17 protein-coding genes are annotated in these 21,829 nt (G+C 68.7%); 11 read left to right on the forward strand and 6 right to left on the reverse strand.

Annotation, left to right across the window (positions count from 1 at the left end; translation table 11 throughout):
* Positions 1-194: 194 nt before the first annotated feature.
* Positions 195-1,103, reverse strand: a complete 909-nt coding sequence (locus tag WMF11_RS03880; RefSeq protein ID WP_437907059.1) for an NmrA family NAD(P)-binding protein — start codon at positions 1,101-1,103, stop codon at positions 195-197.
* A complete protein-coding gene (locus tag WMF11_RS03885) occupies positions 1,100-1,555 on the reverse strand; it encodes a nuclear transport factor 2 family protein (RefSeq protein ID WP_437907060.1) in 456 nt (151 codons plus the stop codon). Before WMF11_RS03885 ends, WMF11_RS03880 begins: the two co-directional genes overlap by 4 nt.
* Positions 1,556-1,725: 170 nt before the next feature.
* Between WMF11_RS03885 and WMF11_RS03890 the strand changes: the two genes are divergently transcribed.
* The 10 genes from WMF11_RS03890 (at position 1,726) to WMF11_RS03935 (ending at position 16,951) form a co-directional block, all read left to right on the forward strand.
* Positions 1,726-2,664, forward strand: a complete 939-nt coding sequence (locus tag WMF11_RS03890) for a helix-turn-helix domain-containing protein (protein WP_437976457.1) — start codon at positions 1,726-1,728, stop codon at positions 2,662-2,664.
* Between the two features lie 133 nt (positions 2,665-2,797).
* Entirely contained in the window at positions 2,798-4,498 is a 1,701-nt protein-coding gene (locus WMF11_RS03895) for a right-handed parallel beta-helix repeat-containing protein (protein WP_437976458.1), read from the forward strand.
* Positions 4,499-5,233: 735 nt separating this feature from the next.
* A complete protein-coding gene (locus WMF11_RS03900; protein ID WP_437976459.1) occupies positions 5,234-6,040 on the forward strand; it encodes a hypothetical protein in 807 nt (268 codons plus the stop codon).
* On the forward strand, positions 6,037-6,708 hold the full coding sequence (locus WMF11_RS03905; protein ID WP_437976460.1) for a tail fiber protein: 672 nt from the start codon (positions 6,037-6,039) through the stop codon (positions 6,706-6,708). The genes WMF11_RS03900 and WMF11_RS03905 overlap by 4 nt, the downstream gene beginning before the upstream one ends.
* Before the next feature lie 402 nt (positions 6,709-7,110).
* The gene (locus WMF11_RS03910; RefSeq protein ID WP_437974976.1) at positions 7,111-8,700 is read left to right on the forward strand and encodes an IS1182 family transposase; all 1,590 of its coding nucleotides are present in this window, start codon (positions 7,111-7,113) and stop codon (positions 8,698-8,700) included.
* 209 nt (positions 8,701-8,909) lie between these two features.
* A complete protein-coding gene (locus WMF11_RS03915) occupies positions 8,910-9,512 on the forward strand; it encodes a glutathione S-transferase N-terminal domain-containing protein (RefSeq protein ID WP_437976461.1) in 603 nt (200 codons plus the stop codon).
* Positions 9,513-9,728: 216 nt separating this feature from the next.
* A complete protein-coding gene (locus tag WMF11_RS03920; RefSeq protein WP_437976462.1) occupies positions 9,729-10,769 on the forward strand; it encodes a metalloregulator ArsR/SmtB family transcription factor in 1,041 nt (346 codons plus the stop codon).
* A 272-nt stretch (positions 10,770-11,041) separates the two neighbouring features.
* Positions 11,042-14,845, forward strand: a complete 3,804-nt coding sequence (locus tag WMF11_RS03925; protein ID WP_437976463.1) for an ATP-binding protein — start codon at positions 11,042-11,044, stop codon at positions 14,843-14,845.
* 143 nt (positions 14,846-14,988) lie between these two features.
* Positions 14,989-15,693 (forward strand): hypothetical protein, encoded by a 705-nt coding sequence (locus WMF11_RS03930; RefSeq protein ID WP_437976464.1) that lies wholly within the window; start codon positions 14,989-14,991, stop codon positions 15,691-15,693.
* 220 nt (positions 15,694-15,913) lie between these two features.
* Entirely contained in the window at positions 15,914-16,951 is a 1,038-nt protein-coding gene (locus tag WMF11_RS03935) for an NADP(H)-dependent aldo-keto reductase (RefSeq protein ID WP_437976465.1), read from the forward strand.
* Between the two features lie 115 nt (positions 16,952-17,066).
* Here WMF11_RS03935 and WMF11_RS03940 read toward each other — a convergent pair whose 3' ends face one another.
* Positions 17,067-17,543 carry a VOC family protein gene (locus tag WMF11_RS03940; protein ID WP_437907068.1) on the reverse strand — a complete coding sequence of 159 codons (477 nt, stop codon included), beginning with the start codon at positions 17,541-17,543 and terminating at the stop codon, positions 17,067-17,069.
* A 299-nt stretch (positions 17,544-17,842) separates the two neighbouring features.
* Here WMF11_RS03940 and WMF11_RS03945 point away from each other — a divergent pair, with 299 nt between their 5' ends.
* Entirely contained in the window at positions 17,843-18,289 is a 447-nt protein-coding gene (locus WMF11_RS03945) for a hypothetical protein (protein WP_437976466.1), read from the forward strand.
* A 125-nt stretch (positions 18,290-18,414) separates the two neighbouring features.
* Here the strand turns inward: WMF11_RS03945 and WMF11_RS03950 are convergent, their stop codons facing one another.
* The 3 genes from WMF11_RS03950 to WMF11_RS03960 form a co-directional block, all read right to left on the reverse strand.
* Positions 18,415-19,881, reverse strand: coding sequence for a hypothetical protein (locus WMF11_RS03950; protein ID WP_437976467.1), 1,467 nt, complete (start codon positions 19,879-19,881; stop codon positions 18,415-18,417).
* Positions 19,882-20,307: 426 nt separating this feature from the next.
* Positions 20,308-20,892 carry a protoglobin domain-containing protein gene (locus WMF11_RS03955; protein WP_437549576.1) on the reverse strand — a complete coding sequence of 195 codons (585 nt, stop codon included), beginning with the start codon at positions 20,890-20,892 and terminating at the stop codon, positions 20,308-20,310.
* A gap of 250 nt (positions 20,893-21,142) precedes the next feature.
* The gene (locus WMF11_RS03960) at positions 21,143-21,802 is read right to left on the reverse strand and encodes a MarR family winged helix-turn-helix transcriptional regulator (RefSeq protein WP_437907072.1); all 660 of its coding nucleotides are present in this window, start codon (positions 21,800-21,802) and stop codon (positions 21,143-21,145) included.
* Between the last annotated feature and the right edge of the window lie 27 nt (positions 21,803-21,829).

Consider the following 21,829-nt stretch of genomic DNA (forward strand, 5'->3'; position numbering starts at 1 on the left):
CGATGAGCGCCTGAGGTGCCGTGTCCGCGAAGGCGCTGCCTGCCCGCAGCTGCTCAGGTTACAGGAGAATGGGGAGCTCGACGAGGGGTGTGGTCGCCTCCGTGGGGTCGGGCACAACTCAGGAGAGCGTGAAGGCGGGTTGTCGTGGAGCTCGCTTGTCGGCTGGATGCGGCGGGCTCGGCGGTTCGACGTCGCTACGCGGCCGGGCCGCCGCGGCGCGCGCTGGGCTCCCCGCGGAAGACGTGCGCGTGGGCGCGCGCGAGATCGCCGAAGGCGCGGGGCGCGCGGCCTGTCACGCGCTGAACGACGTCGGTGACGCGGTCTTCGGCCCCGTCGCGGATGGCGAGGTCGAGGCTCACAAGGAACGCGGCGTAGGGCGATGGGATACCCGCGCTGACGAGGTACGCGCGGGCGTCCTCCTCGCCGGCGCGGACGTGGCGTATCGCCCGGCCGGTGATGCGGGACACGATGGCCGCCACGTCATCGTAGCTGAGCGCCTCCGGGCCGGTGATGATGTGAGATGTGTTGTGCGGCGCGCCGTCGAGGAGCGCCCGCGCGGCGACCTCCGCGATATCGTCGGCGTCGACGAAGCCGACGCGGCCGCCGCCCGTCGCGGTCGTGAGCTCGCCTCGCCCGGCGATCGCCGCCGCGTGCGGGTGGCGCGGGTCGATGAAGTTCTGCATGAACCACGACGGTCGGAGGACGGTCCACTCTGGAGCGCGCTCGCGGAGCGCGCGGTGGACGAGGCCGAGCCCGGGGCCCCCCTCTGCCACGGGCGACGCGCTGAGCAGGACGAGGCGGCGCGCCCCGCTCGCGAGCGCGCGCTCGACGAAGGGCAGCATGAGCGCCGAGGGATCCTCGACCATCGCGGGCGCCACGAGGTACACGCGATCGGCGCCGCGGAGCGCCTCGTCGTGCGTCGCGGTGTCGGCCCAGTCGAAGCGGGCGTGCTCCACGCCGTCGCGGGCGGCGGTCGCCGTCCGGCTCGCGGTGCGGACGCGCGCGCCGGCGGCCGCGAGCCGCGCGGCGAGGGCTCGCCCGGTGGTGCCCGTCCCGCCGGTGATCAGGACGAGCGGCCCATCGCTCCCTGCGCGCGTTCTCATGACGCCCCCTCGCGATGCGTGTCGAGCTCGCCGCCGAAGGCCTCGAGGACGGGCGCTGGATTCCAGTACTCGCGGTAGCGCACGACTCGGCCGTTCCTCGTCGCGACGATCATCACATAGTCCTGCTCGTAGCGTTTGCGCGCGGGCCCGATGGTCGCCGAGCCGTGCACCTCGGCGAGCGCGACGTCGGGATCGGTCGTCGGATACCGCCGCACGTCGCGGAGCTCGAGCCCGTGGAAGCTCTGGAGGATGCCCTCGAAATGGCGCCGGATGGCCGCCTTGCCCTCGAGGCGCGCCGGCGCGCCGAGCGCCGGCGCATACGGGAACTCGACGGTCGCGTCGTCGGCGAAGAGGTCGAGCCAGCGATTCATGTCACGACCGATGAGATCGAGGAGCGCGTCGAGCGCCTGCGCGGCGTCGAGCGGCCCGGAATGCGGCGGGGGGTGCGTCATGGGATGTCGTTTCCTTTCGTGTCGACGAGGACAGCGTAGGGACGCCGCGATTGCCGCGCGTCCAGCTCCCCGATCCGCGCGTCCACGGTCCACGGCCGGCGCCGCCCGCGCGGCGGGTCGCGCGCGCCGGCGTGGCGCGGCCCGCCGCGTGATGTAGAGTCGATCGCGCCATGTCCGCCGCGTTCGACGAGCTGGCCCGGAGCGTCGTGCTCCGCGAGGCCGAGGTGAGGCGCTTCGCGCTCGGCGATCGCTGGGGCAAGCGGCAGCCGGCGCAGCGCGCCGCCGCCCGGGTGTACGCGGCGCTCGGCGGCGGCGGGTGGATCGACGTCGCGCGCCGGCGGCTCGCGCTCGGCGCGGGGGAGCTCGTGTTCCTGCCGCGCGCCGAGGAGCACGCCATCCGCGATCGGCCGACGACCTCGCTCGCGCACCCGGAGGCCCTCTGCCGCGGGATGCGCGCCGTGGCCGACGACGCCCTGGCCACGGAGGCCCCGCCGGAGACGCGCCTCGTCGTCGTCGACCTGCACGTCGACGCGGCGGGCGCCCCGTGGGTCGCCCTGCTGCCGCCGGCGGTGCACGTCGCGGGCGCGACGCCGGGGCTCGCGCGCTGGCTCAACGACACGCTCGCGCTGCTCGCCGGCCCGCAGGCCCTGTCGGCGGCGCTGCGCCGCTCCGTCGGCGAGGCGTGGGCGCACGCGCTCTTCGCGAGCGCGCTGCGCGACCCCGCGGCGTCGCTGCCGCGGCGGGACGCGCTCCGGGACGAGCCGATCGCGGCCGCGCTCGCGCAGGTGCGCGCTTCACCCGAGCGCGCGTGGGAGCTCGGGGACCTCGCGCGGACGGCCGGGCTCTCGCGATCCGCGTTCGCGGCGCGCGCGACGGCGCTCCTCGGCGAGCCGCTCGGCCATCACGTGCGCCGGCTGCGCCTCGAGCGCGCCGCGGTCCTGCTCGGCGAGACGACGCTCCCGGTGAAGCTCGTCGCTGCCCGCGTCGGCTACGAAAGCGAGCCCGCGTTCGGGCGCGCCTTCGCGCGCGCCCACGGCGTGAGCCCCCTCGGCTACCGGCAGGCGAGGCGGCAGCACGACGGTGCGCACACCGTCAGACGCGTGGGTTGACGAGAGGGAAGCGCTGCTGAGCGGCGCAGCTGGTATCATGTCCACCCGGATTGGAACACCAGCTCCCACGCGCCGGCGCGCGGTACGTGGCTTTCGGCGCGGTGTGCCCGGTTGATGGCGTATCCTCCTGCGGATGCGGCAAGGCGCGAGGATAGGTGTCCTGCTCGTCGCGATGGCGGCGTGCGGCGGCGATGGCGATGATGCGGAGTCCACCGCTGGCGCCGGAGGCGCCACGCCGGGCGCGGGCGCCGCCTCCGGCTCCACGTCGGGCGCGGGCGCCGCCGGTGGTTCCTCGCCCGGCGCGGGGGGCTCGACACCGGGCGTCCCGGCCTACGGTCGTTTCGGCCAGCCGACGATCACCTTCACGCTGCCGGAGCCGGCCCCGAGGGAGGGGGAGCTCCCCGAGATCGCCTATCCCGATCTCGCCGGGTCGTTCCCGGAGGTCGACTGGAGCGCGCTCGATCGGCTCTACATTCCGGCTGGCCACTACCGGAGCATCCTGCTCGGCGGCCTGCCCGAGCGGAGCGCGGAGCGCCCGCTCGTGATCACGAACCTCGGCGGACAGGTCAAGGTCGGGGGCGACGCCGCCAACTACGTGTTCGTGATCAAGGGCGGAAAGGGCTGGATCCTGACGGGCCGCCACGACCCTGTCTCGAAGACCGGAGACGAGGGGTTCCGGGGGCACGCCGAGGGCGCGTTCGCCCATGGCCAGGGGACGTACGGCATCTTCATCGACGACGCGTTCAGCAAAGAGGGCCTCTCGGGGCTGGCCATCGGCGGAGGAGCGTCGGATTTCGAGCTGGATACCCTCGAGGTCACGCGCGCCGAGTTCGCCGGCATCGTCGCCAAGACCGACGACGACGGGCAGGCCACGATGCGCAACGTCAAGATCCACGACCTCTACGTGCACGACGTCGGCTCGGAGGGGATCTACTTCGGCAGCACCCAGGCGCAGCCGCAGCACGCGTTCGAGCGCCTCGAGGTGTACGATAACCGGTTCCTCCGCACCGGCACCGAGGCGCTGCAGGTCGGGCAGCTCGGCTCGGACTGCGAGATCCACCACAACGTCATCGGGCCGGGCGCGGTCCGGTGGCGGTCGGCGTTCGACCATTACCAGGATGGCAACGTGCAGTTCGGCCAGCGCTACGGCAGCTCGAGCTTCCACCACAACCTCGTGATCGGGACGGGCGACCTCTTCGTCGAGCTGTTCCCGACGCGCGTGGACGGCGATCCGCGCTCGCCGTCGGACACGGCCTCGTTCACGGACAACTACTTCGCCGACACGTCGCTGAGCGGGGTGTACACGCACGCGGTGGACACCGGCGCCACGATACGCTTCGAGCGCAACGTCTTCCTCGGTTTCCACTTCAACTATGGCGAGGTGTACCCCGACGCGGACGAGCCTGTGCAGGTCTTCGCGGTGGGCAGCAACGCGCCGAACCCGCACATCCTGAAGGGCAACCAGGTGGACGGGCCCTATCCGTTCATCAAGTGGCTCTTCGACAGCGTGCAGGCCGAGGACAATCCGATGGTCGCGGTGGAGCGGGTCCGCTTCCGAGACTTCATGGGGGGCGGCCTCGACGAGGACTACCGGCGCCTGGAGTGGTGGACCGACCGCGCGACGCTCAGCCCGGACGAGCGCGCCGTGACGTACCCCAAGGGCGCCTACGTCCTCCACCAGGGCGCGCTCTACGAGGCGCTCGCCGAGAGCCAGGGCAAGCAGCCCGATCAGCACCCCGACGTGTGGCGCGCGCTGCCGGCTCCAGCGGACGACGTCCGTTTGAGCGCCGACTCGCCGCACCAGGGGCTCGGCGTCCGCTGGCCGCCGCCTTAGCGGGTGTCCGTCTTCTAGGAGAGGGGCGGAGTGCGCAAGGCAGTTCCTGTCGCCATGTAAGAGCACCGCTCTGCGAGGGGCGCCTACATGGTGGCTCGATGATGCTCGCCACCCTGGGCCAATCTGACGTGTGCATCTCGATCAGTCGTCCTGGCCTCAGCGCTGAGAACGCCTTCTTCGAGGCGCTGTTTCGCATCGTCAAGTGCCGGCCGGATGTACCCTGCGCCCTTCGTGTCGTTCGACCAAGCGCGCGCCTGGGTTGGCGCGTTCGTGGCCCGGTATAAGGGCGACTCTCGCTACAGGGCGTTGCGCTTCGTCACCCCCCAACGACCGCGATTAGGGGCGCCGCGTCGTCACCGCCGCAGCAGCAGCTCGGAGCCGAAAAAAACGGAACGCGCTCATGAACGTGATGCATTCAAAAAAATCTGGTCCGGCTACCTCAAGCCTATTGGCATTTCCCAGGCGAATGCGACGCCAATCTTGAGATCTCCCGGGGGCACAGTTGAGGCTTGACATCTTCAAAAAAATCGGATTTCCTTCTTCCCGTTCAAACTGGCGGACGTAATGAACATTCGGCTTCGATGAGTAGCCGGTGGTCGTCGCCCGTGTCGAGAATCCCCGAACGGTGCCCGAAAGACCGAAGGCCCGGTATGGCAGTGGCCCCGAACGCCTGTTGACTGTGTTCAACTGTAGGTATACCGTAGATCTTGGGAGGTGAAGGTGCCGCGAAAGTGCATGACCATTATCACAATGGTGGCATTTCTGTTTGCCATCATTTGGCCCCCACAGACAGCCTCAGCCAATGTCTTTGACGAGCTCGGCGCGGGCTTGGCAACAGTCTCGGGGCTTCGCGGTGTCGTACGGGGGCTCGCGAGTGGAGCAGGAGAGGGGCTTCGCGACGAACTCAACAAGTTCATTGACGAGAAAGTGGATCCTCTCGTCAGTCGCGTAGACAAGATCCTGGAAGAGCGAATCGAACAGGCTACACAAGGGGCGCTAGTGACCATTCGCACGCTCGAGAGCTCTTTGAATCAAATAATTGATCGTGCCGCAACCCGCGCGCATGAGCTGAATGCTGCATTCTTCGCCCAGCTTTCAGAGAATCTCGATCGGACGTTTGCGCGGCTCGAAGCATTGCTAGATAGCACTCTTTGTCGTGTCATGCCGGACGGACGGGTTGAAATTTCCTTGGGTCCCTTCAGCGGCAACGATGAGATAACTGTAAAATGGCCGCGTCGCACCCATTGTTATAGCCGTTTCCTTGGTGCGCGGGAGGACCCGTCGTCCGCGGTATTTCGGCGATGGGAGTACTTCGCGGGAGAACTCTGCGAGTATGAGCTAAAGCTGAATCGTATTGATCCTACGAGCCCTACGTCGATGGGTGAGACCGCTGCGGGATACGACAAGCTTTCAGAGATGGCAAACACGGCGCGTTGTGCAGCGCCGACTCCGGCTGCAAAGGCGGAAATGGCCCAAAAACTTTACCTGTACCAAAATCGCGCTGCATTCTTTCGGCGACTTCAACAGAGGGACGTTCAGTGAAGTATCTTTCTGTCGTTGTTGTTATTTTTGTATCGGGATGCGCACAAGAGCGGACGCCGCCGATTAAGTACCCAGATGCGTGTGGTAGTCACGTCGAGTGCTTCAATAAGGGACTTCTTGCGCTTGACGAAGCATACGCAGCGCTAGGGAGGGCTCAAGCACAGGCCATCGATCTGGTGCCGGCGGGGACAGTTGTTGCGTACGCTGGCAGCGAAGCACCGCCGGGATGGTTGCTTTGCAACGGGCAATCATTCGATAGGAATGATGCGCGTTACAAGCGATTGTTCGCCGCTATCGGGACAACCCACGGTGGGAGCGCAAGCCCGACTTTCCAGATACCTGATTATCGTGGTGTTTTTCTCCGTGGTGTGAGTGGCAATTCGGGACGGGATCCCGACGCGAGTAGCCGTGGACCAATGGGAGCAAATGGCACGGGTAATTCGGGGAACGCGGTTGGGACATATCAGGCTGATGGCGTCGGTTCTCACCCGCGCAATATTTCAGGTGTTCACCTTCAGGCTAAAGGTGGTGACGGGTTTGATGGCGCAGGCTTGGATACCAACTCTAATCGTAATCATCCGATGACGAGAAACTATTCGACCCACTCTTCGGGCGGTTCAGAAACGCGTCCTCGAAATGTGTCGGTAAACTATATCATTAAACTATAGGCGGATGGTCAGGGCCGCTGTTCACCCCCCCCCCGGGATGGCTCCGAACTGAGCCTAGGAGTTTGATTCGCTCGTGAGCGGCAGCGGGGGCACGATCTCCCTGCTCCGAGGCAGGAGCTCGTCAAGCCGGACGACGCCTCGTTGGGTGACTGAGCCGCGCGACTCGACCCATGCCCTTCCCCCCTCGCCCAGGGACGCAATGGCCCGCACCACGTCGTCGACGTAGATCGCGGCGCTCCGCCGTTGATAAACTCGAATCGTTGTCCCCTTGTCCGTCTCCTCGCCCGGTGGCGTACTGCTAGAGGACCGATCAGGTTGATTTTGCGATAATTCTGGTCGCTTCGATGCAAGGCTCGACGGTCTCGTCGCGCCATGATCTCGTCCGCGTCCGGAGGTGCACGGATGGAACGATGGTCGCCGCCGGTGGAGCTGTCGCGGCAAGAACAGGCGCTGATGAAGCGGCTGACGCGCGTGAGAGCACTGTTCGGCTTTCTCAGGCAGCACCGGCACGAGCTGTTCGATGAGACGTTCCAGGAGCAGCTGGAGGGCATGTACCGGACGACGGGAGCAGGCGAGCCGCCGCATCCACCGGCGCTGATGTGCATGGTCACGCTGCTGCAAGGCTACGTCGGCGCATCGGATGCCGAAGCGGTGGAGTTGTCCGTCGTCGACCTGCGCTGGCAGATGGTGCTCGGCTGCCTGGGTGCGGCGACGCCGCCGTTCTCGCAGGGCGCGCTGCAGGCGTTCCGAGAGCGGATGGTCGCGCACGAGATGGACCGGATGCTGCTGGAGCGGACCGTGGCCCTTGTTCGGTCCGGCGCGATGACCGAGGGCGAGAGGCGTGCGGTGTCGAAGGCGCTGCGCGTGGCCATCGATAGCCGCCCTTTAGCGGGAGCCGGGCGGGTTGAGGACACGATCAACCTGCTCGGCCACGCTGCACGCAGCATCGTCCGCGTCGTGTCGAAGATCACGGAGCGTCCGCCCGAGGAGATCTGCCGCAAGGCGGGCATCCCGCTGCTTCTGGCTCCCAGCATCAAGGCCGGGCTCGACCTGGACTGGAGCGACCCGAAACAGAAGGCGGCAGCGATTCAGATCTTGGAGCGGCAGGTGTCGTCGCTGCAGCAGTGGGTCGACCGCCACCTGGACGACGTCGTCGAGCAGCCGCTTCGCACCTATCTGGAGGCGGTCACACAGGTTCGAGACCAGGACCTGGAAACAGCCGAGGATGGGACCGTTCGCATCCGGCAAGGCGTTGCCCCTGACCGCCGCGTCTCCATTGAAGACGCCGAGATGCGCCACGGTCGCAAGAGCCGCTCGAAGCGCTTCGACGGCTATAAGGAACATATCGCGCGCGACCTTGACCTTCCGGTCATCGTCGCCTGCGCGGTCACGCCGGCGAATCGGCCCGAAGAGGAGGGGGCCGCGCCGATCGCCAAGGACGTCCAGCATCAGGGGCTGCGCCTCGATGAACTGCACATCGATCGCGCCTACGTGAACAGTCCCGTCGTCGATGACGTGATCCGAGCGGGCGGCCAGGTGTTCTCGAAGCCTTGGGGGCAGCGGGCTCGCAGCCCCGATCTATTCAGCAAGCGCGACTTCAAGATCAACCTGCGCGCCAAGACAATCACGTGTCCAGCGGGACAGATCGAGGTGTTCGAACCGGGCGATACGGTCGAGTTTGACCCTGAGGAGTGTGGCGCGTGCCCCCTCCGAGCCAAGTGCACGCAAGCTGCCTCGGGGCGAGGGCGGACCGTGTCCATCGCCGAGGATGAAGCTCTGCAGGGCAAGTTCCGGAAGTTGCAGCAGACCGGGCCAGGACGCGCCGTGCTCCGGCAGCGGACAGCTGTGGAGCATGCGCTCGCCCATATCGCGGCGCGGAAAGGACACAGCGCGCGCTACATCGGCGCCAGGAGAAATCTGTTCGACCTCCGACGCAGCGCAGCCATTCAGAATCTTGAGGCGGCCCAGCGGCTGATCCAGGCGGCTGCATAACATATCGAAATTAGACGATTTTCAACATGGTCGGTGCTCTAGAATACCGATCACGTTGAAACCCGGAGAATTTTCACAGGGAGGCGGGGAGGCGGGGAGGAAGAAAAAAATGAATCTCTCGCTCTTGCCGTCTCTCGCTCCCCGCCTCCCCGCCTCCCTGTGAAATTCCTGCTTTCTCTCGTGGTTTCAACCCGTTTGTCGCTCTAGCCATGAGGCTCTTCTACGCTTCCACATCCCCCTTTGCTCGCAAGGTGCGGGTCGTCGCGCATGAGCTGCAGCTGGGAGACCGGATCGAGCTTGTGCTGGTCAATCCCTGGTCGGACGCGGCGCTGCGGTCGCTGAACCCGTTGGCCAAGGTCCCGACGCTGGTGCTGGGGGACGGGCAGGTGCTCTTCGAGTCGGCGCTCGTCTGCGAATACCTGGATCACCTCGCGGCCGGCGGGTTGTACCCAGCGCCGGGAGAGGCGCGGTGGCGTGCCCTGCTCCAGCAGGGCATCGCGGACGGTGTCAACACTGCTGCCGGGCGCCTCTTCGCCGACGAACATCGTCCATCCAATGAGCGATCCAGCAGCGTCATGCTGCGCCAGGCGGCTGCCATCGAGGCCGGCCTGGACAGGCTGGAGCGTGATGCTGGCACGTTATCGACGGAGCTCGCGGACATCGGCGTGATCTCGGTCGCCTGCGCGCTCGGCTACCTCGACTTCCGCTGGCCGCATCGGGCGTGGCGAAGCGGCCGGAGCGGCCTTTCGCGCTGGTTCGACGTCGTCGGCCAGCGCCCGTCCATGACCGCCACGCAGCACCGCTCGCCGTGATCTCCTGAAGTGAGGTCCCCAGGCGGCGCTCGCCGCCCCTGCGGGGTCGATGCTCGTCATCTCCCACCCGCATCCCGCCCGCGCCCAGCTCGCGCCCGAGCCCGGCTGTGCGCTCGACGGTGACGCTTGAACGAGCAACGGCCGTCCCGCGAGGTTCCGGTTCGATGGCTGTCGAAACAGATTGACGGCGCCCCCGCGCCGCCTAGATTCACTTTGATGACCATCGAAGCAGATCCGCCGGCGCGCGCTCTGGGCGTCGAGGCGCGCATCGGCGTGCTCAAGGCGCTCGCCGACGCGTCGCGGCTCCAGGTGGTGAACGCCCTGATCGAGCGGCCGCACTGCGCCGAGGAGCTGGCCGAGCGGCTGGGGCGCGCGCCCTCCACGGTCTCCTTCCACCTCCGGAAGCTCGACGAGGCCGGGCTGGTGACCAAGCGCAAGACCCAGTACTACCTGGTCTATGCGCTGCGCGACGATCTGCTCCGCCTCACGCTGAAGGAGCTCGTCTCGCTGCCCTCCGCCGCCGACGGCGCTGCGCGGCGGCGCGCGGAGCGAGCCCGGAGCCAGGTGATGCGCGGCTTCTTCCGCGGGGGCGTGCTGGTCCAGATGCCGAAGCAATGGCGCAAGCGGCGCATCGTGCTCGAGCAGTTCCTGGGCAAGTTCGAGGCGGGCCGGCGCTACCGCGAGCAGGAGGTGAACGAGATCATCCAGACCCTGTATCCCGACCACTGCACGATCCGGCGCATGCTCGTCGACGAGGGATACATGACGCGCGACGGCCTGCACTACGAGCTGATCGCGGGACAGACCAGGACACCCGAGGCGAAGGACACGACACCCGGGGCGGAGAACACGACGCCCGGGTCAGGGACGAAGAAGGCGGGAGCGAGCACGATGGAAACGCGCAAGGAGCTGAAGCGGAAGTACCTCGAGACCCCGAAGCAGGCGGGCATCTTCCAGGTCAAGAACACGGTGAACGGCAAGGTCCTGCTCGGCAGCAGCACGAACCTCCATGGGCCGCTCAACAAGCACCGTTTCGCGCTGTCCATCGGCGCGCACCAGAACCAGGCTCTCCAGCGGGACTGGCAGCAGCACGGCGCCGACGCCTTCACGTTCGAGGTGCTCGAGGTCGTGCAGCAGAAGGACGAGCCGGGGTTCTCCTTGGCGGACGAGCTCACCCTGCTCGAGCAGATCTGGCTGGAGAGGCTCTCGCCCCTCGCGCCGCGCGGCTACAACACGGATACGCGGCTCCGCGAGTGAGGCGACGTCGCGGCGCGAGAGGGCGGCGTCCCCGGCGGTCGCCGCGCTCGCCCGTCTCCTGGCCGCCGGGGCGGCTCAAGGCCAGCGGCGCCTGAGCCGTGCGCCCGTGTCCTGGTGGCAGGAGCCGTAGATCTCATCCACCATGGCGGTGCATGTTGCCAGCCGGCATATGGAAGAAATCTTCAGATGTCGCCGAGCCCTCGCTCGATGGTGGCGCACTGGACGCGAGCGCCGAGGCCTGCCTCGCCGGGGGCGGCGAGATGGGTGCCCTGATGCGCTCGATCGACTGGGCGAAGACGAAGCTCGGCCCCGTCGCGACATGGCCGATAAGCCTCAAGACCGTGGTCGGCCTCGTGCTCGGCAATCGGTTTCCCATGATCATGTTGATCGGGCCGGAGCTTCTGCAGATCTACAACGATGCCTATCGGCCCATCCTGGGCATGAAGCACCCTGCGTCGATGGGCGCCCCGGCGGCCGAGGTCTGGGCCGAGGTCTGGGACGTCGTCGGCCCCATGGCGCAGGGCGTGCTCGACGGCGGGCCCGCGACGTGGAGCGAGCACCTCCTGCTCCCGGTGCAGAGGCGAGGCTTCGTCGAGGAGACGTACTTCACGCTCTCCTTCAGCCCGATACCCGGTGACGCCGAGCGGGTCGTCGGCGTCCTCATCACGGTGAAGGAGACCACCGAGCAAGTGCTCGACGCACGCCAGCTCCGCATGCTGCGCGATCTCGCGACGCGCTCCGCCCAGGCGAAGTCGGCCGAGGAGGCGTGCTGCACAGCCGCGGAGATCTTTGCGGCGAACGACGCCGATCTGCCGTTCTCGCTGCTCTACCTCCTGGACGGCGACACGGGCGACGCGCGCCTCGTCGGCGCGAGCGGGCTCGACGGGTACCAGGGAGCGGCGAAGCCGGCGCGCGTCTCGCTCCAGGATCGAGGCGATGTGGCCTCGACCTGGCCGCTCGCGGAGGTTGCGCGCGCCTCTGGCGAGATCCTCATTTGCGATCTCGCGGCCCGCTTCGGCGCCTTGCCCGTCGGCCGCTGGGGCAGCGCGCCGGAGCAGGCGATCGTCCTGCCCCTCTCGCGGCCGGGCCAACCTCGTCCGTATGGCTTCCTCGTCGGCGGCGTCAGCCCGCATCGCCTGCTCGACGAGCCGTATCGAGGGCTGTTTCAGCTGATCACCGATCAGGTGGTGACCGCCATCGCGAACGCGCGGGCCTACGAGGAAGAGCGCAGGCGCGCCGAGGAGCTGGCCGCGATCGACAGCGCGAAGACGCTGTTCTTCAGCAACGTGAGCCACGAGTTCCGGACGCCGCTGACGCTGATGCTCGGCCCGATGGAGGACGCGCTCGCGTCGCCGGAGGGCGCGCTCTGCGGCGAGCCCCTTTCGCTCGCTCACCGCAACGCGCTGCGCCTGCTCAAGCTGGTCAACGCGCTGCTCGACTTCTCGCGCCTCGAGATGGGCCGCGCGCAGGCGTCCTACGATCCAACGGACCTCGCTGGCCTCACCGTCGATCTCGCGAGCGCGTTCCGCTCCGCGGTCGAGCGGGCGGGGCTCGCGTTCAAGGTGGAGTGCCCGAAGCTCCCGGAGCCGGTCTTCGTCGACCGGGACATGTGGGAGAAGATCGTGCTGAACCTGCTGTCCAACGCGCTGAAGTTCACGTTCGAGGGCGAGATTCTCCTGTCGCTCTGCGTGCGCGGGGACCACGTCGAGCTCGTTGTGCGCGATACGGGCACCGGCATACCCGAGCACGAGCTGCCGCACCTCTTCGAGCGCTTCCACCGCGTCCAGGGGGTGCGCGCGCGCACGCACGAGGGCTCCGGGATCGGGCTCGCGCTTGTGCACGAGCTGGTGCGGCTGCACGGCGGCAGCATCCGGGTGGAGAGCCGCCTGGGCGAAGGGACGGCGTTCACGATCGCGATCCCGCGCGGGTCCACGCACCTGCCGGCAGAGCGCATCCGCGCGGAGAAGACGCTCTCGTCGACGGCGACCGGCGCCGCGCCCTACGTCGAGGAGGCGCTGCGGTGGCAGCTCGCCGCGGATGGGCCCGCTGACGCGATCGCCTCGGCCGATCGTGTCGAGTCCGACCCCCTCTCGGTGCCGTTGGACCCGAGCGCGCGCATCCTCGTCGCCGACGACAACGCCGACATGCGCATGTACGTGCGGCGCATCCTCGATGAGCGGTGGACCGTCGAGGCCGTGAGCGACGGCGCTGCTGCGCTCGAGGTCGCCCAGCGGTCGACGCCGGATCTCGTCATCGCCGACGTGATGATGCCGGGCCTCGACGGCTTTGGCTTGCTCCGGGCGCTGCGCGCCGAGCCGACGACGCAGGGTGTGCCGGTGATCATGCTCTCGGCGCGGGCGGGCGAGGAGTCCCGCGTCGAGGGGCTGGCGGCCGGCGCCGACGATTACCTCGTGAAGCCGTTCTCGGCGCGCGAGCTCGTGGCCCGCGTCGCGACCCACCTCCAGCTCGCAGAGCACCGGCGGGCCGCGGAGCGGGAGCGCGAGAAGATGTACGCGGTGTTCGAGCAGGCGCCCGTGGGGATCGCCGTCTACCGTGGCCCCGAGCACGTCATCGAGATGGCGAACCCGTACTTCGTGGGTACGGTGGGCCATCGCGACGTGAGCGGACGCACGCTGGCGCAAGCCTTCCCGGAGATCGTCGGCTCGCCGCTCCTTCAGGTCTTCGATCGGGTTTACGCGACGGGCGAACCGTTCGTCACCCACGGCTACCGGTTCGACCTCGAGCGCGGGGACGGCGTGCTGGAAGAATTGTACTGGAGCTTCAACATCCACCCCATGCGCGAGCCGGATGGTCTCGTCGCCCGGATCCTGGTCGTCTCGCTCGACGTCACCGAGTACGTGCAGGCACGAAAGGAGCTCGAGGCGGCGGCGCGGGAGCGCGAGGAGCTGCTGCGCCGCGCGGAGGACGCGCGGCGCGACGCGGAGCGGGCGAACCGCGCGAAGGACGAGTTCCTGGCGATGCTCGGCCATGAGCTGCGGAACCCGCTCGCCCCGATCGTGACGGCGCTCCACCTGATGCGGCTCCGCGCCGGGGGGCACGCCGAGCGCGAGCGGCTCGTCATCGAGCGCCAGATCAAGCACCTGACGGCGCTCGTCGACGACCTGCTCGACGTCTCGCGGATCACGCGGGGCAAGGTGGAGCTGAAGAAGCAGCGGATCGAGCTCGCCGAGGTCGTGGCCAAGGCGGTCGAGCTGGCGAGCCCGCTGCTGGAGCAGCGCCGGCACCACCTCACGGTCGCGGTCCCCTCGAGCGGCCTGGCCGTGGACGGCGACGTCACGAGGCTCGCCCAGGTGGTCTCGAACCTGCTCACGAACGCCGCGAAGTACACCGAGAGCGGGGGCGAGATCGCCGTCCGCGCCGAGCGCACGGAGGGCGAGGTCGTCCTGTCCGTGCGCGACAACGGCATCGGCATTGCGCCCGAGATGCTGGCGAGCGTCTTCGAGCGCTTCGTGCAGGAGCGCCAGGCGCTCGACCGCTCCCAGGGCGGCCTGGGCCTGGGCCTCGCGATCGTGCACAACCTGATCGCGATGCATGGCGGCCGCGTGAGCGCGCACAGCGAGGGCCGCGGGCGCGGGAGCGAGTTCACCCTCCGGCTGCCGGCCGCGGCGAACGCGAGCGCGCCCGGGGCCGCGCCGGCGCGCCCGCAGGCCGGGACGCAGGGGACTCCGGCTCCCGCCGGCCGATGTCGCATCCTGCTGGTCGACGACAACCTCGATGCTGTCGAGCTCCTGGCCGAGTCGCTGGGCGCCCTGGGGTACACGACGCGCGTTGCCTACGACGGCCCGTCCGCGCTCCGGATCGCGGAAAAGTTCGCGCCCGACGTCGCGCTGCTCGACATCGGACTACCCGTGATGGACGGCTACGAGCTCGCGCGGCGCCTCCGCGAGCAGCCGGCGGGTGAGCGCGTTCGCCTGATCGCGATCACCGGTTATGGGCAGGAGGCGGATTTCCGGCGCTCGAAGGGGGCAGGTTTCGAGACGCACCTCGTCAAGCCGATCCAGATTGATCGATTGACGGCGCTCCTCGAGGAGCCCTCGGCCCGCAGGGCCGAGTGAGCCACGTCAGGCTCGTCCCGCTGGAGTCCGGCGAGGGCTCACGCACGACACGATGTGACGGCGCCCGGAGCGCTGTGGCGACGCGCGCCGCGGCGAGACCGAGGCAGCTTCTGATGGGAGAAGGAACAATGAATACGCAACGCATGCGAATTGCGACGATGGGAGTTCTGGTCGTAGGATTCGCCGCGAGCGCGGGATGCACGCTGGTCTCGGGGGTAGGAACGCTCGAGTTCGACGGTGACGCCGCTGGGGGAGCTGGTGGAAGCGGTGACGCCGGCGGCGGCGCCGACACGGGAGGCGGCGCGGCGGGCGGCGCCGGGGGCGGCGGAGGCGAAGCGGGAGGCGGCGGCGCGGGCGGCGCCGGCGGCGGTACGGGCGGCGGCGCGATGGTCCAGGAGTGCGTGCCCGGCAAGGGGGTTACGGTGGGCGCCCGCGTCTGGGGTGACGCGTGGCTCAACGGGTTCGTCCTGCATTGCGCCGACTTTCAGAGCGACGGTCACACCGGGGACGGGTACGACGCAGGCCCCGTGACTGGCAGCATGACGGGCTCGCACGTCTCCAAGTTCTGCGACTACCCCAGGAATGTCGTGGCGTTCAGGTACACGTACGACGCGGAGCACGTGTACCAGGTCCAGTTCGGTTGCTCGACGCCCGAGGTATGGAAATCGTCGACGCCCAGCGTCGAACAATGGCTCGATCCCATCGGCGGGACGACGGCTGGTCCGCAAGAGTACGGAGCGCAATGCGAGGAGGGCTCCGCCTATAGCTACTTCACGCTCAACGTCAGCGAGGAGGGTCAATCCATACGAAGCTTCGAAGGGCCTCGCTACTGCCTGGGAATGCCCTGAACCCTCGCAAGGCCGCCTCCGGAGACGCCGCTCCTCGGCGAGAGGGCTCTCCTCTGCGAGGCGGCAGCGACCGGGGACCCCCGCCGCCGGAGGCGAGCTCCAGGTCTCCGGGCGCTGTCGAGCGCGGAGAGGTGCTGGTCCGTTATAAAAGAAATATCGTCCGTTATGGTGGACATCGTCGCTGCCCCGTGGTACTGGGCATCCAACGGACGGGACAGCCATGCACTACCGACAGCTGGGTGACAGCGAGCTCCGGGTCTCGGAGCTCTGCCTTGGGACGATGACGTTCGGCGAGCAGAACACGCTCGAGGACGCCAGAGCGCAGCTCGACTACGCGTTCGACGCGGGCATCAACTTCATCGACGCGGCCGAGATGTATCCGGTGCCGACCCGCGCCGAGACGCAGGGGCGCACGGAGAGCTACGTGGGCGAGTGGCTGAGCCAGCGGCCGCGGGACAAGGTGATCGTCGCGACGAAGATCGCGGGGCCGGGCCGCCCGATCCCGTGGGTCCGCGGCGGCTCCCTCGCGATCAACCGCGCCAACGTCCGGCGCGCGGTCGAGGACAGCCTGCGGCGCCTCAGGACCGATTATATCGATCTCTACCAGATCCACTGGCCCGATCGGTACGTGCCGCAGTTCGGCGCGAGCGCCTACGATCCGGCGAACGAGCGCTCGAGCACGCCGATCGCCGAGCAGCTCGCGGCGCTCGCGGAGGTGATCCGCGACGGCAAGGTCCGGTATTTCGGGCTCAGCAACGAGACCGCCTGGGGGGTGGCGCAGTGGAGCCGCGTCGCGGCGCAGCTCGGGCTGCCCAGGCCGGTGTCGATCCAGAACGCCTACAGCCTCGTCAACCGCACGTTCGACTCCGCGCTCGCGGAGGCCTCGCGCCGGGAGGACGTGCCGCTGCTCGCCTATAGCCCGCTCGCGTTCGGCCTGCTCACGGGCAAGCACCTGGGCGGGCCGCCGCCGGGCTCGCGCTTCGCCCGGTTCGAGACCTTCGGCCAGCGCTACAGGAAGCCCAACGTGGACGAGGCGGTGCAGGCCTACGTCAAGCTCGCGCGCGCCCACGGCCTGAGCCCGGCGTCGCTGGCGCTCGCCTTCGTGCGCAGCCGATGGTTCGTGGCGAGCACCCTCCTCGGGGCGACAACGCTCGAGCAGCTCGAGGAGAACGTGAAGAGCGCGGGCGTGGTGCTCGCCGCGGAGGTTCTCGGAGAGATCGAGCAGATCCACGCCCGGTACCCGAACCCGGCGCCCTGATCTCGCCGGCCCCGGCGGCGCCGCTCGCCCGGGGCGGCGCGCGGTGCGACCTCTCGGTTCGCGGGAGCGGTCCGGCGAGCCCTCGCCGGACCTCGGGCGGGCGGGACGAGGGCGCCTATCGGGCGGCCTCCTCGATCCGCGCGATGTCGATCTTCTTCATCTGCATCATCGCCTGCATGACCCGCCCCGCCTTGGCCGGATCCGGGTGCTGGATGAGCCGGATCAAGGCGGACGGGACGATCTGCCAGGACACGCCGAACCTGTCCTTGAGCCACCCGCACTGGCTCTCGGCGCCGCCGTCGGCCGTGAGCTTGCTCCAGAGCTCGTCGACCTCCTCCTGCGTCTCGCAGGTGACGACGAGCGAGAACGTCTCGTTGAACTTCTGGTGGGCGCCGTTCAGGACCATGAGCCGCTGGCCGTGCAGCTCGAACTCGGCCATCACGAGCGAGCCCTTGGGCCCCGGACCCGCGTCTCCCGAGCGGAGCTCCGAGAGGATCCGTGAGCCCTTGAAGACGGACAGGTAGTACTTCACCGCCTCCTCGGCGTTGTTGCTGAACCAGAGGCACGTCTTGATCTTCTGCGGGGTGGTCATGATCGGAGCTCCTGGCCGGGGTCGGGCCCGGCGGTGAGGTGAGGGCGGCGCGGTCACCGCGACCGCGCTTTGCCTGGATGTCGGAGCTCGGTGCGCCGGCTCGACATGGGACCGACGATTTTTTTTTCGACCCGCCGGGGCGGCCGGGCTCCCGGGCGCCGGGGCGGCTGAGGGGGGCGGGGCGGCGGCCCGCCGGGCGGCCGCCGTGGTGCGCCGGCCGCCGCGCCGGGGCGGCCCTGGGCGAGGATGAGCTCGCGGGCAGGGTGGAACGTCGCGGCGATCCGTGAGAGAGCACGCGCATGAGACACATCCTCGATGGGTCGATGGGGGTCATCCTGGCCGCGGGGCTCTGCGGCGCCGGGTGCAGGGCGTCCACGCACGAGCCTCCCGGCATGAACGAGCCTCCCGGCATGAACGCGCCTCCCGGCACGAACGCGCCTCCCGGCACGAACGCGCCTCCCGGCACGAACGCGCCTCCGGCGGAAGAGCCCGCCGCGCCGCCGGCGGCCGCCCCGATGGGCGAGCGGATCGTCGTGGGCAGCGATCCGTGCAAGAGCGACGCAGACTGTGTGCCCGTGTGCGCGTGCCACGCGGCCGCGTGCATCGCGAAGGCCACCGCGCCGACGTGTGATCGAGGCCTGATGTGCACACAGGAGTGTCGCCCCGGAACAATGGATTGCGGCGGCGGCTGCCTCTGCCAGAGCGGCCGGTGCGCGGCCCGCCTGATCAACGTGCCGCCGCCCTGAGCCCCTCTCCGCGTGGGCCGGCCTGCAGATGAGCGCGTGAAAGCTCTTGGAGCCCGGCTGAGGGCCCACCAGGACCGTGGACGCCTGGACTCAGATGTCGGTGGAGCGGGCACCCAGCGCCGTCCTCAGTATTTGTAAACAGCGGCGAAGATCGAGCGACGCATGACCTCGTTCGTCGTCGTCTCGCGCACCCACGCGGCGATCCCCGTCCCGTTCGGGCCGAAGCCCACCGTCGGCTCCCAGTGTTCGGCTGCGTTGTCGTCCTCCAGCGCGTGGGCCCCCGTCCATCCCTGCGCGGGCGAGAGCTCGCTGGCAAAGATCGACCGGAGGGCGGCGGCTTTCTGGGTCCACACCGCGAGCCCGCGCCCGGCCCCATCCACGGCGATCTCGGGACCGCTCACGCTATCTTCGTCGGCCGAGAGCTTGTCGGCCGGCTGGAACGTCGTCCCCGAGAAGCGCCGCGCCCAGATCGCGCAGCCGGCGCCGCACTGACGGAACACAACGCCCCCTTCACCCTCCGCGTTCATCGCGACGGCGTAGTCAGACGCTTTTTGCCCCGCGGTATCCACCCCGGTGGCTCCGGCCCACACGCCGCCTGAATAAGAATTGGCGATCACGTGCGACACCGAGGAGGTCGAGTCGCGCTGGAGGAAGACGACCATCGCGTTCCCGTTGCCGTCCATCACGACGCGCGGGCTCAAATGGTCGAGCGTGTCATCCGCTTCCAGCGGCTTCGGGCCTGCCGCGCTGCCCTTGTGCGTCGTCAGATCGTAGGTAACCACGTTGCCCAGCACGTTGAGACGCCCGCCGTCCGACTGGTACCACGCCGCCACCGCGCGCAGCGTCGTGCCCACGGTCGAGACGCCGACAGCCGTGCCGTTGCAGCTGGTCGTGCTCCCCGACACCTTCACCGGTGTCTGCCAGCCCTGCCCGCCCTCGTAAATGGCCAGGTAGCCCTCACGCGCCGAGGTGTCGGTGGTGTTCACGTCGATCCCCACGGCGATATGGCCGGCGGGGGTCATCGCGACCGTCGTCGAATGTTTCGAGACACCCGAGGTGCCCTCGGCGATCGTCTCGACCGTGCCCCACCCGGCGGGCCATCCGAGCGATGCCGTGAACCGCTTGCCGAACACGGCGCCGCCCACCGAGGACGAATACCAGACGACCACCCCGTTGCCCTCGGCGTCGATGGCGACCCTGGCGTTCACGCCTCTCGTGGCCGCGTCGTTGATCTGCAGCAGCGGGTCCCAGCTGTCGCTCTTCTTGACATAGCGGCGCGCCCATACGGTGGACTGATCATAAAACACGAGCAGCGCGTCGCCGTTGGCCGAGACCGCGACCTGCGGAAGGAAATTCGAGATCTGATTGGCGAGATCGTCATGACCGACGCGCTCGAACGGTTCCCAGTGGGGCGGGGGGGCTTCGCCGCCTGTCCCGTCGCCGCCTGTCCCGTCGCCGCCTGTCCCGTCGCCGCCTGCCGCGCCGCCACCCGCTCCGTCGCCGCCTGTCGCGCTGCCGACGCTGCCCGCATGACCGCCGCCTCCGCCGCTCCCCACGTCGCTGGAGCTCGACGACGACTCGAACGTTCGCACCTTCTGTCCGCAGGCCGCGACGAGGAGGAGCCCAAGAATGAAACCCAGCTTGGGCCTGGCGCCCGACCCTCCGACGTGTCCGAATTGTTCGCGCATCATGCGCCAGGATGAGATCCGAACGCCTCGGAGATGTCAATCCCCGACCGCGCGACCTGTCCTGGCTTGATGAGACACATTCAACCTCTCTGCCACCGCGGCAGGACAGGGTAGCAGCGCGCCCACAAGCTCACGTGCGTTCCCGCACGTTCCTCACGCGCTCGAAGGACGCTGAGCGAGGAAATCGCGCCCCTGTCTACCACACTAGCGAGCGGGCGATGGGGTGCTCGTCCACAGACCCCATCCGTACGGCGCCCGACGCGCAGAGGGGCTCCGGGCGCCTCGAGGCGCGGCGCCGAGCACGCGCAGCGGCGCAGGGCGGTCAGCGCGTCAGAAGTCGCCCTCCTTCACGTAGGGGTAGCTCCACAGCGTGACCTGCAGCAGGCAGGATTTGACCCACGCCGCGTGCATCTTCTCGACCTCCTCGGCGGAGTGGCCCTTCTTCGCGAGGAACGGCTTCAGGGTGAGCGTCACCGGGAAGATGAGCGCGAAGAGGTTGCGAAACGGCACCAGGTCGGTCGACGGCGCCCCGTCCGTCTTGTTCTTCTTGATGCGGTGGTGGCGGAGGCCGATCTCGTGCTGGTAGTCGAGCCACTTCTGGTCGTACTCCGCGCGCGCGGTGTCGAGGATCCACTGGCCGAAGCGCTTGCGGACCCCGCCGAGGTAGTCGCCGAGCGGCTTGCCGTCGGCCTTGCCGGTGAAGGACGCGAGCAGGTGCGGGTTCGCGCCGACGAAGCCGTACCAGACATCGAGGATCTGCTCGACCTGATCCTTCACGACGTCGTGCGAGAGGCGCAGGTACTTCACGTCTTCTTCCCCGAAGAGGGCGCTCTTCTTCATGTCCTCGAAGTCGGCGGGCAGAACCGGGGACTTCGCGACGGCGTGTGTTCCAACCGTGTATCCATGGATGGTCATGATCGTCCACTCTTTCTGCGGGCAATACCCCGCGCTCACCCCGAGCGACGTGCTCGGGGCGTCGAACCGGTCGTCGCGACGGCGACTGGCCGGTAGGTTGTTCCTCCGAAGCTCGGCCTCGATTCCTCGCGACAGCGCCGGCGCGCGTGCCGACCGCGCTCCGAGGTCGCGGGCGCGCAGGCCCGGAGCGAGGAGCCAGTGACAGGCCTCGGGAGAGCTATCCCCTCATCTCGCGGGGATGAGCAACGCTCTAGTCAGGCTGGACGAAGCGCCTCCACGCGTCTTCGCGCTGCTGCTCTTCAGCCTGCTCGTGTTCGCCGCAATCGATCCTCAGGTGTCGGCCCGCCATCGGCGCGTCGACGAAGGCACAGTGGTGGGGCAGCGCCCCTTCATGCGCGTTCGGCCGGAAGTACTTGCACGTGACGCACATGCGGCTCACCGGGATATGCCCGCTGAGCTGCAAGGACCGGATGATCTTCACGACCCCAGCCAGGAACGCCTCTTGCTCCAGCGCCGAGAGCGCGCCCACCGCGGACACGATGGCGTCGGGCAACGTCGTTACTTTCTGCGCGAGCGCGCGCCCGTGCGGCGTGAGCTCGATCAGGCTCGCCCGCGGGTGGCGCGGGTCCGGGCGCTTGACGACAGCTCCCTTGTCCACGAGCGTCCGGACCGAATCGCTGATGGTCGCCAGCGTGACGCCCAGGCGCTGCGAGAGCTCGCTCCCGCTGAGCGGCCCCTCGAGCGAGAGGGTCGCGAGGATCTGCCCCTGCGTGGGCGACAGGCCCTCGTGGTTCGCCTGCTCCCACGCCTGCAGCTTCATCGCGAGCCCCAGCTTTCGAAGCCCGACCGCGATGCGCCGATCGATCGGCTCGGAGTTCTCCTCGAAGAAGAGCGGGAGCGAGCGACCCATGACCCTCATTTAACTTAGGAGTCCTAA

The sequence above is a fragment of the Sorangium sp. So ce295 genome (assembly GCF_051527405.1).
GTDB lineage: Bacteria > Myxococcota_A > Polyangia > Polyangiales > Polyangiaceae > Sorangium > Sorangium cellulosum_B.

Bases quoted from the DNA above. Each gene is read 5' to 3' on its own strand.
- WMF11_RS03885 (WP_437907060.1), bottom strand. From the start codon at position 1,555: ATGACGCACCCCCCGCCGCATTCCGGGCCGCTCGACGCCGCGCAGGCG.
- WMF11_RS03895 (WP_437976458.1), top strand. From the start codon at position 2,798: ATGCGGCAAGGCGCGAGGATAGGTGTCCTGCTCGTCGCGATGGCGGCG.
- WMF11_RS03945 (WP_437976466.1), top strand. From the start codon at position 17,843: ATGAGACACATCCTCGATGGGTCGATGGGGGTCATCCTGGCCGCGGGG.
- WMF11_RS03935 (WP_437976465.1), top strand. From the start codon at position 15,914: ATGCACTACCGACAGCTGGGTGACAGCGAGCTCCGGGTCTCGGAGCTC.
- WMF11_RS03910 (WP_437974976.1), top strand. From the start codon at position 7,111: ATGGAACGATGGTCGCCGCCGGTGGAGCTGTCGCGGCAAGAACAGGCG.
- WMF11_RS03900 (WP_437976459.1), top strand. From the start codon at position 5,234: ATGACCATTATCACAATGGTGGCATTTCTGTTTGCCATCATTTGGCCC.
- WMF11_RS03930 (WP_437976464.1), top strand. From the start codon at position 14,989: ATGCGAATTGCGACGATGGGAGTTCTGGTCGTAGGATTCGCCGCGAGC.
- WMF11_RS03920 (WP_437976462.1), top strand. From the start codon at position 9,729: ATGACCATCGAAGCAGATCCGCCGGCGCGCGCTCTGGGCGTCGAGGCG.
- WMF11_RS03940 (WP_437907068.1), bottom strand. From the start codon at position 17,543: ATGACCACCCCGCAGAAGATCAAGACGTGCCTCTGGTTCAGCAACAAC.
- WMF11_RS03960 (WP_437907072.1), bottom strand. From the start codon at position 21,802: ATGGGTCGCTCGCTCCCGCTCTTCTTCGAGGAGAACTCCGAGCCGATC.
- WMF11_RS03915 (WP_437976461.1), top strand. From the start codon at position 8,910: ATGAGGCTCTTCTACGCTTCCACATCCCCCTTTGCTCGCAAGGTGCGG.
- WMF11_RS03925 (WP_437976463.1), top strand. From the start codon at position 11,042: ATGCGCTCGATCGACTGGGCGAAGACGAAGCTCGGCCCCGTCGCGACA.
- WMF11_RS03955 (WP_437549576.1), bottom strand. From the start codon at position 20,892: ATGACCATCCATGGATACACGGTTGGAACACACGCCGTCGCGAAGTCC.
- WMF11_RS03880 (WP_437907059.1), bottom strand. From the start codon at position 1,103: ATGAGAACGCGCGCAGGGAGCGATGGGCCGCTCGTCCTGATCACCGGC.
- WMF11_RS03890 (WP_437976457.1), top strand. From the start codon at position 1,726: ATGTCCGCCGCGTTCGACGAGCTGGCCCGGAGCGTCGTGCTCCGCGAG.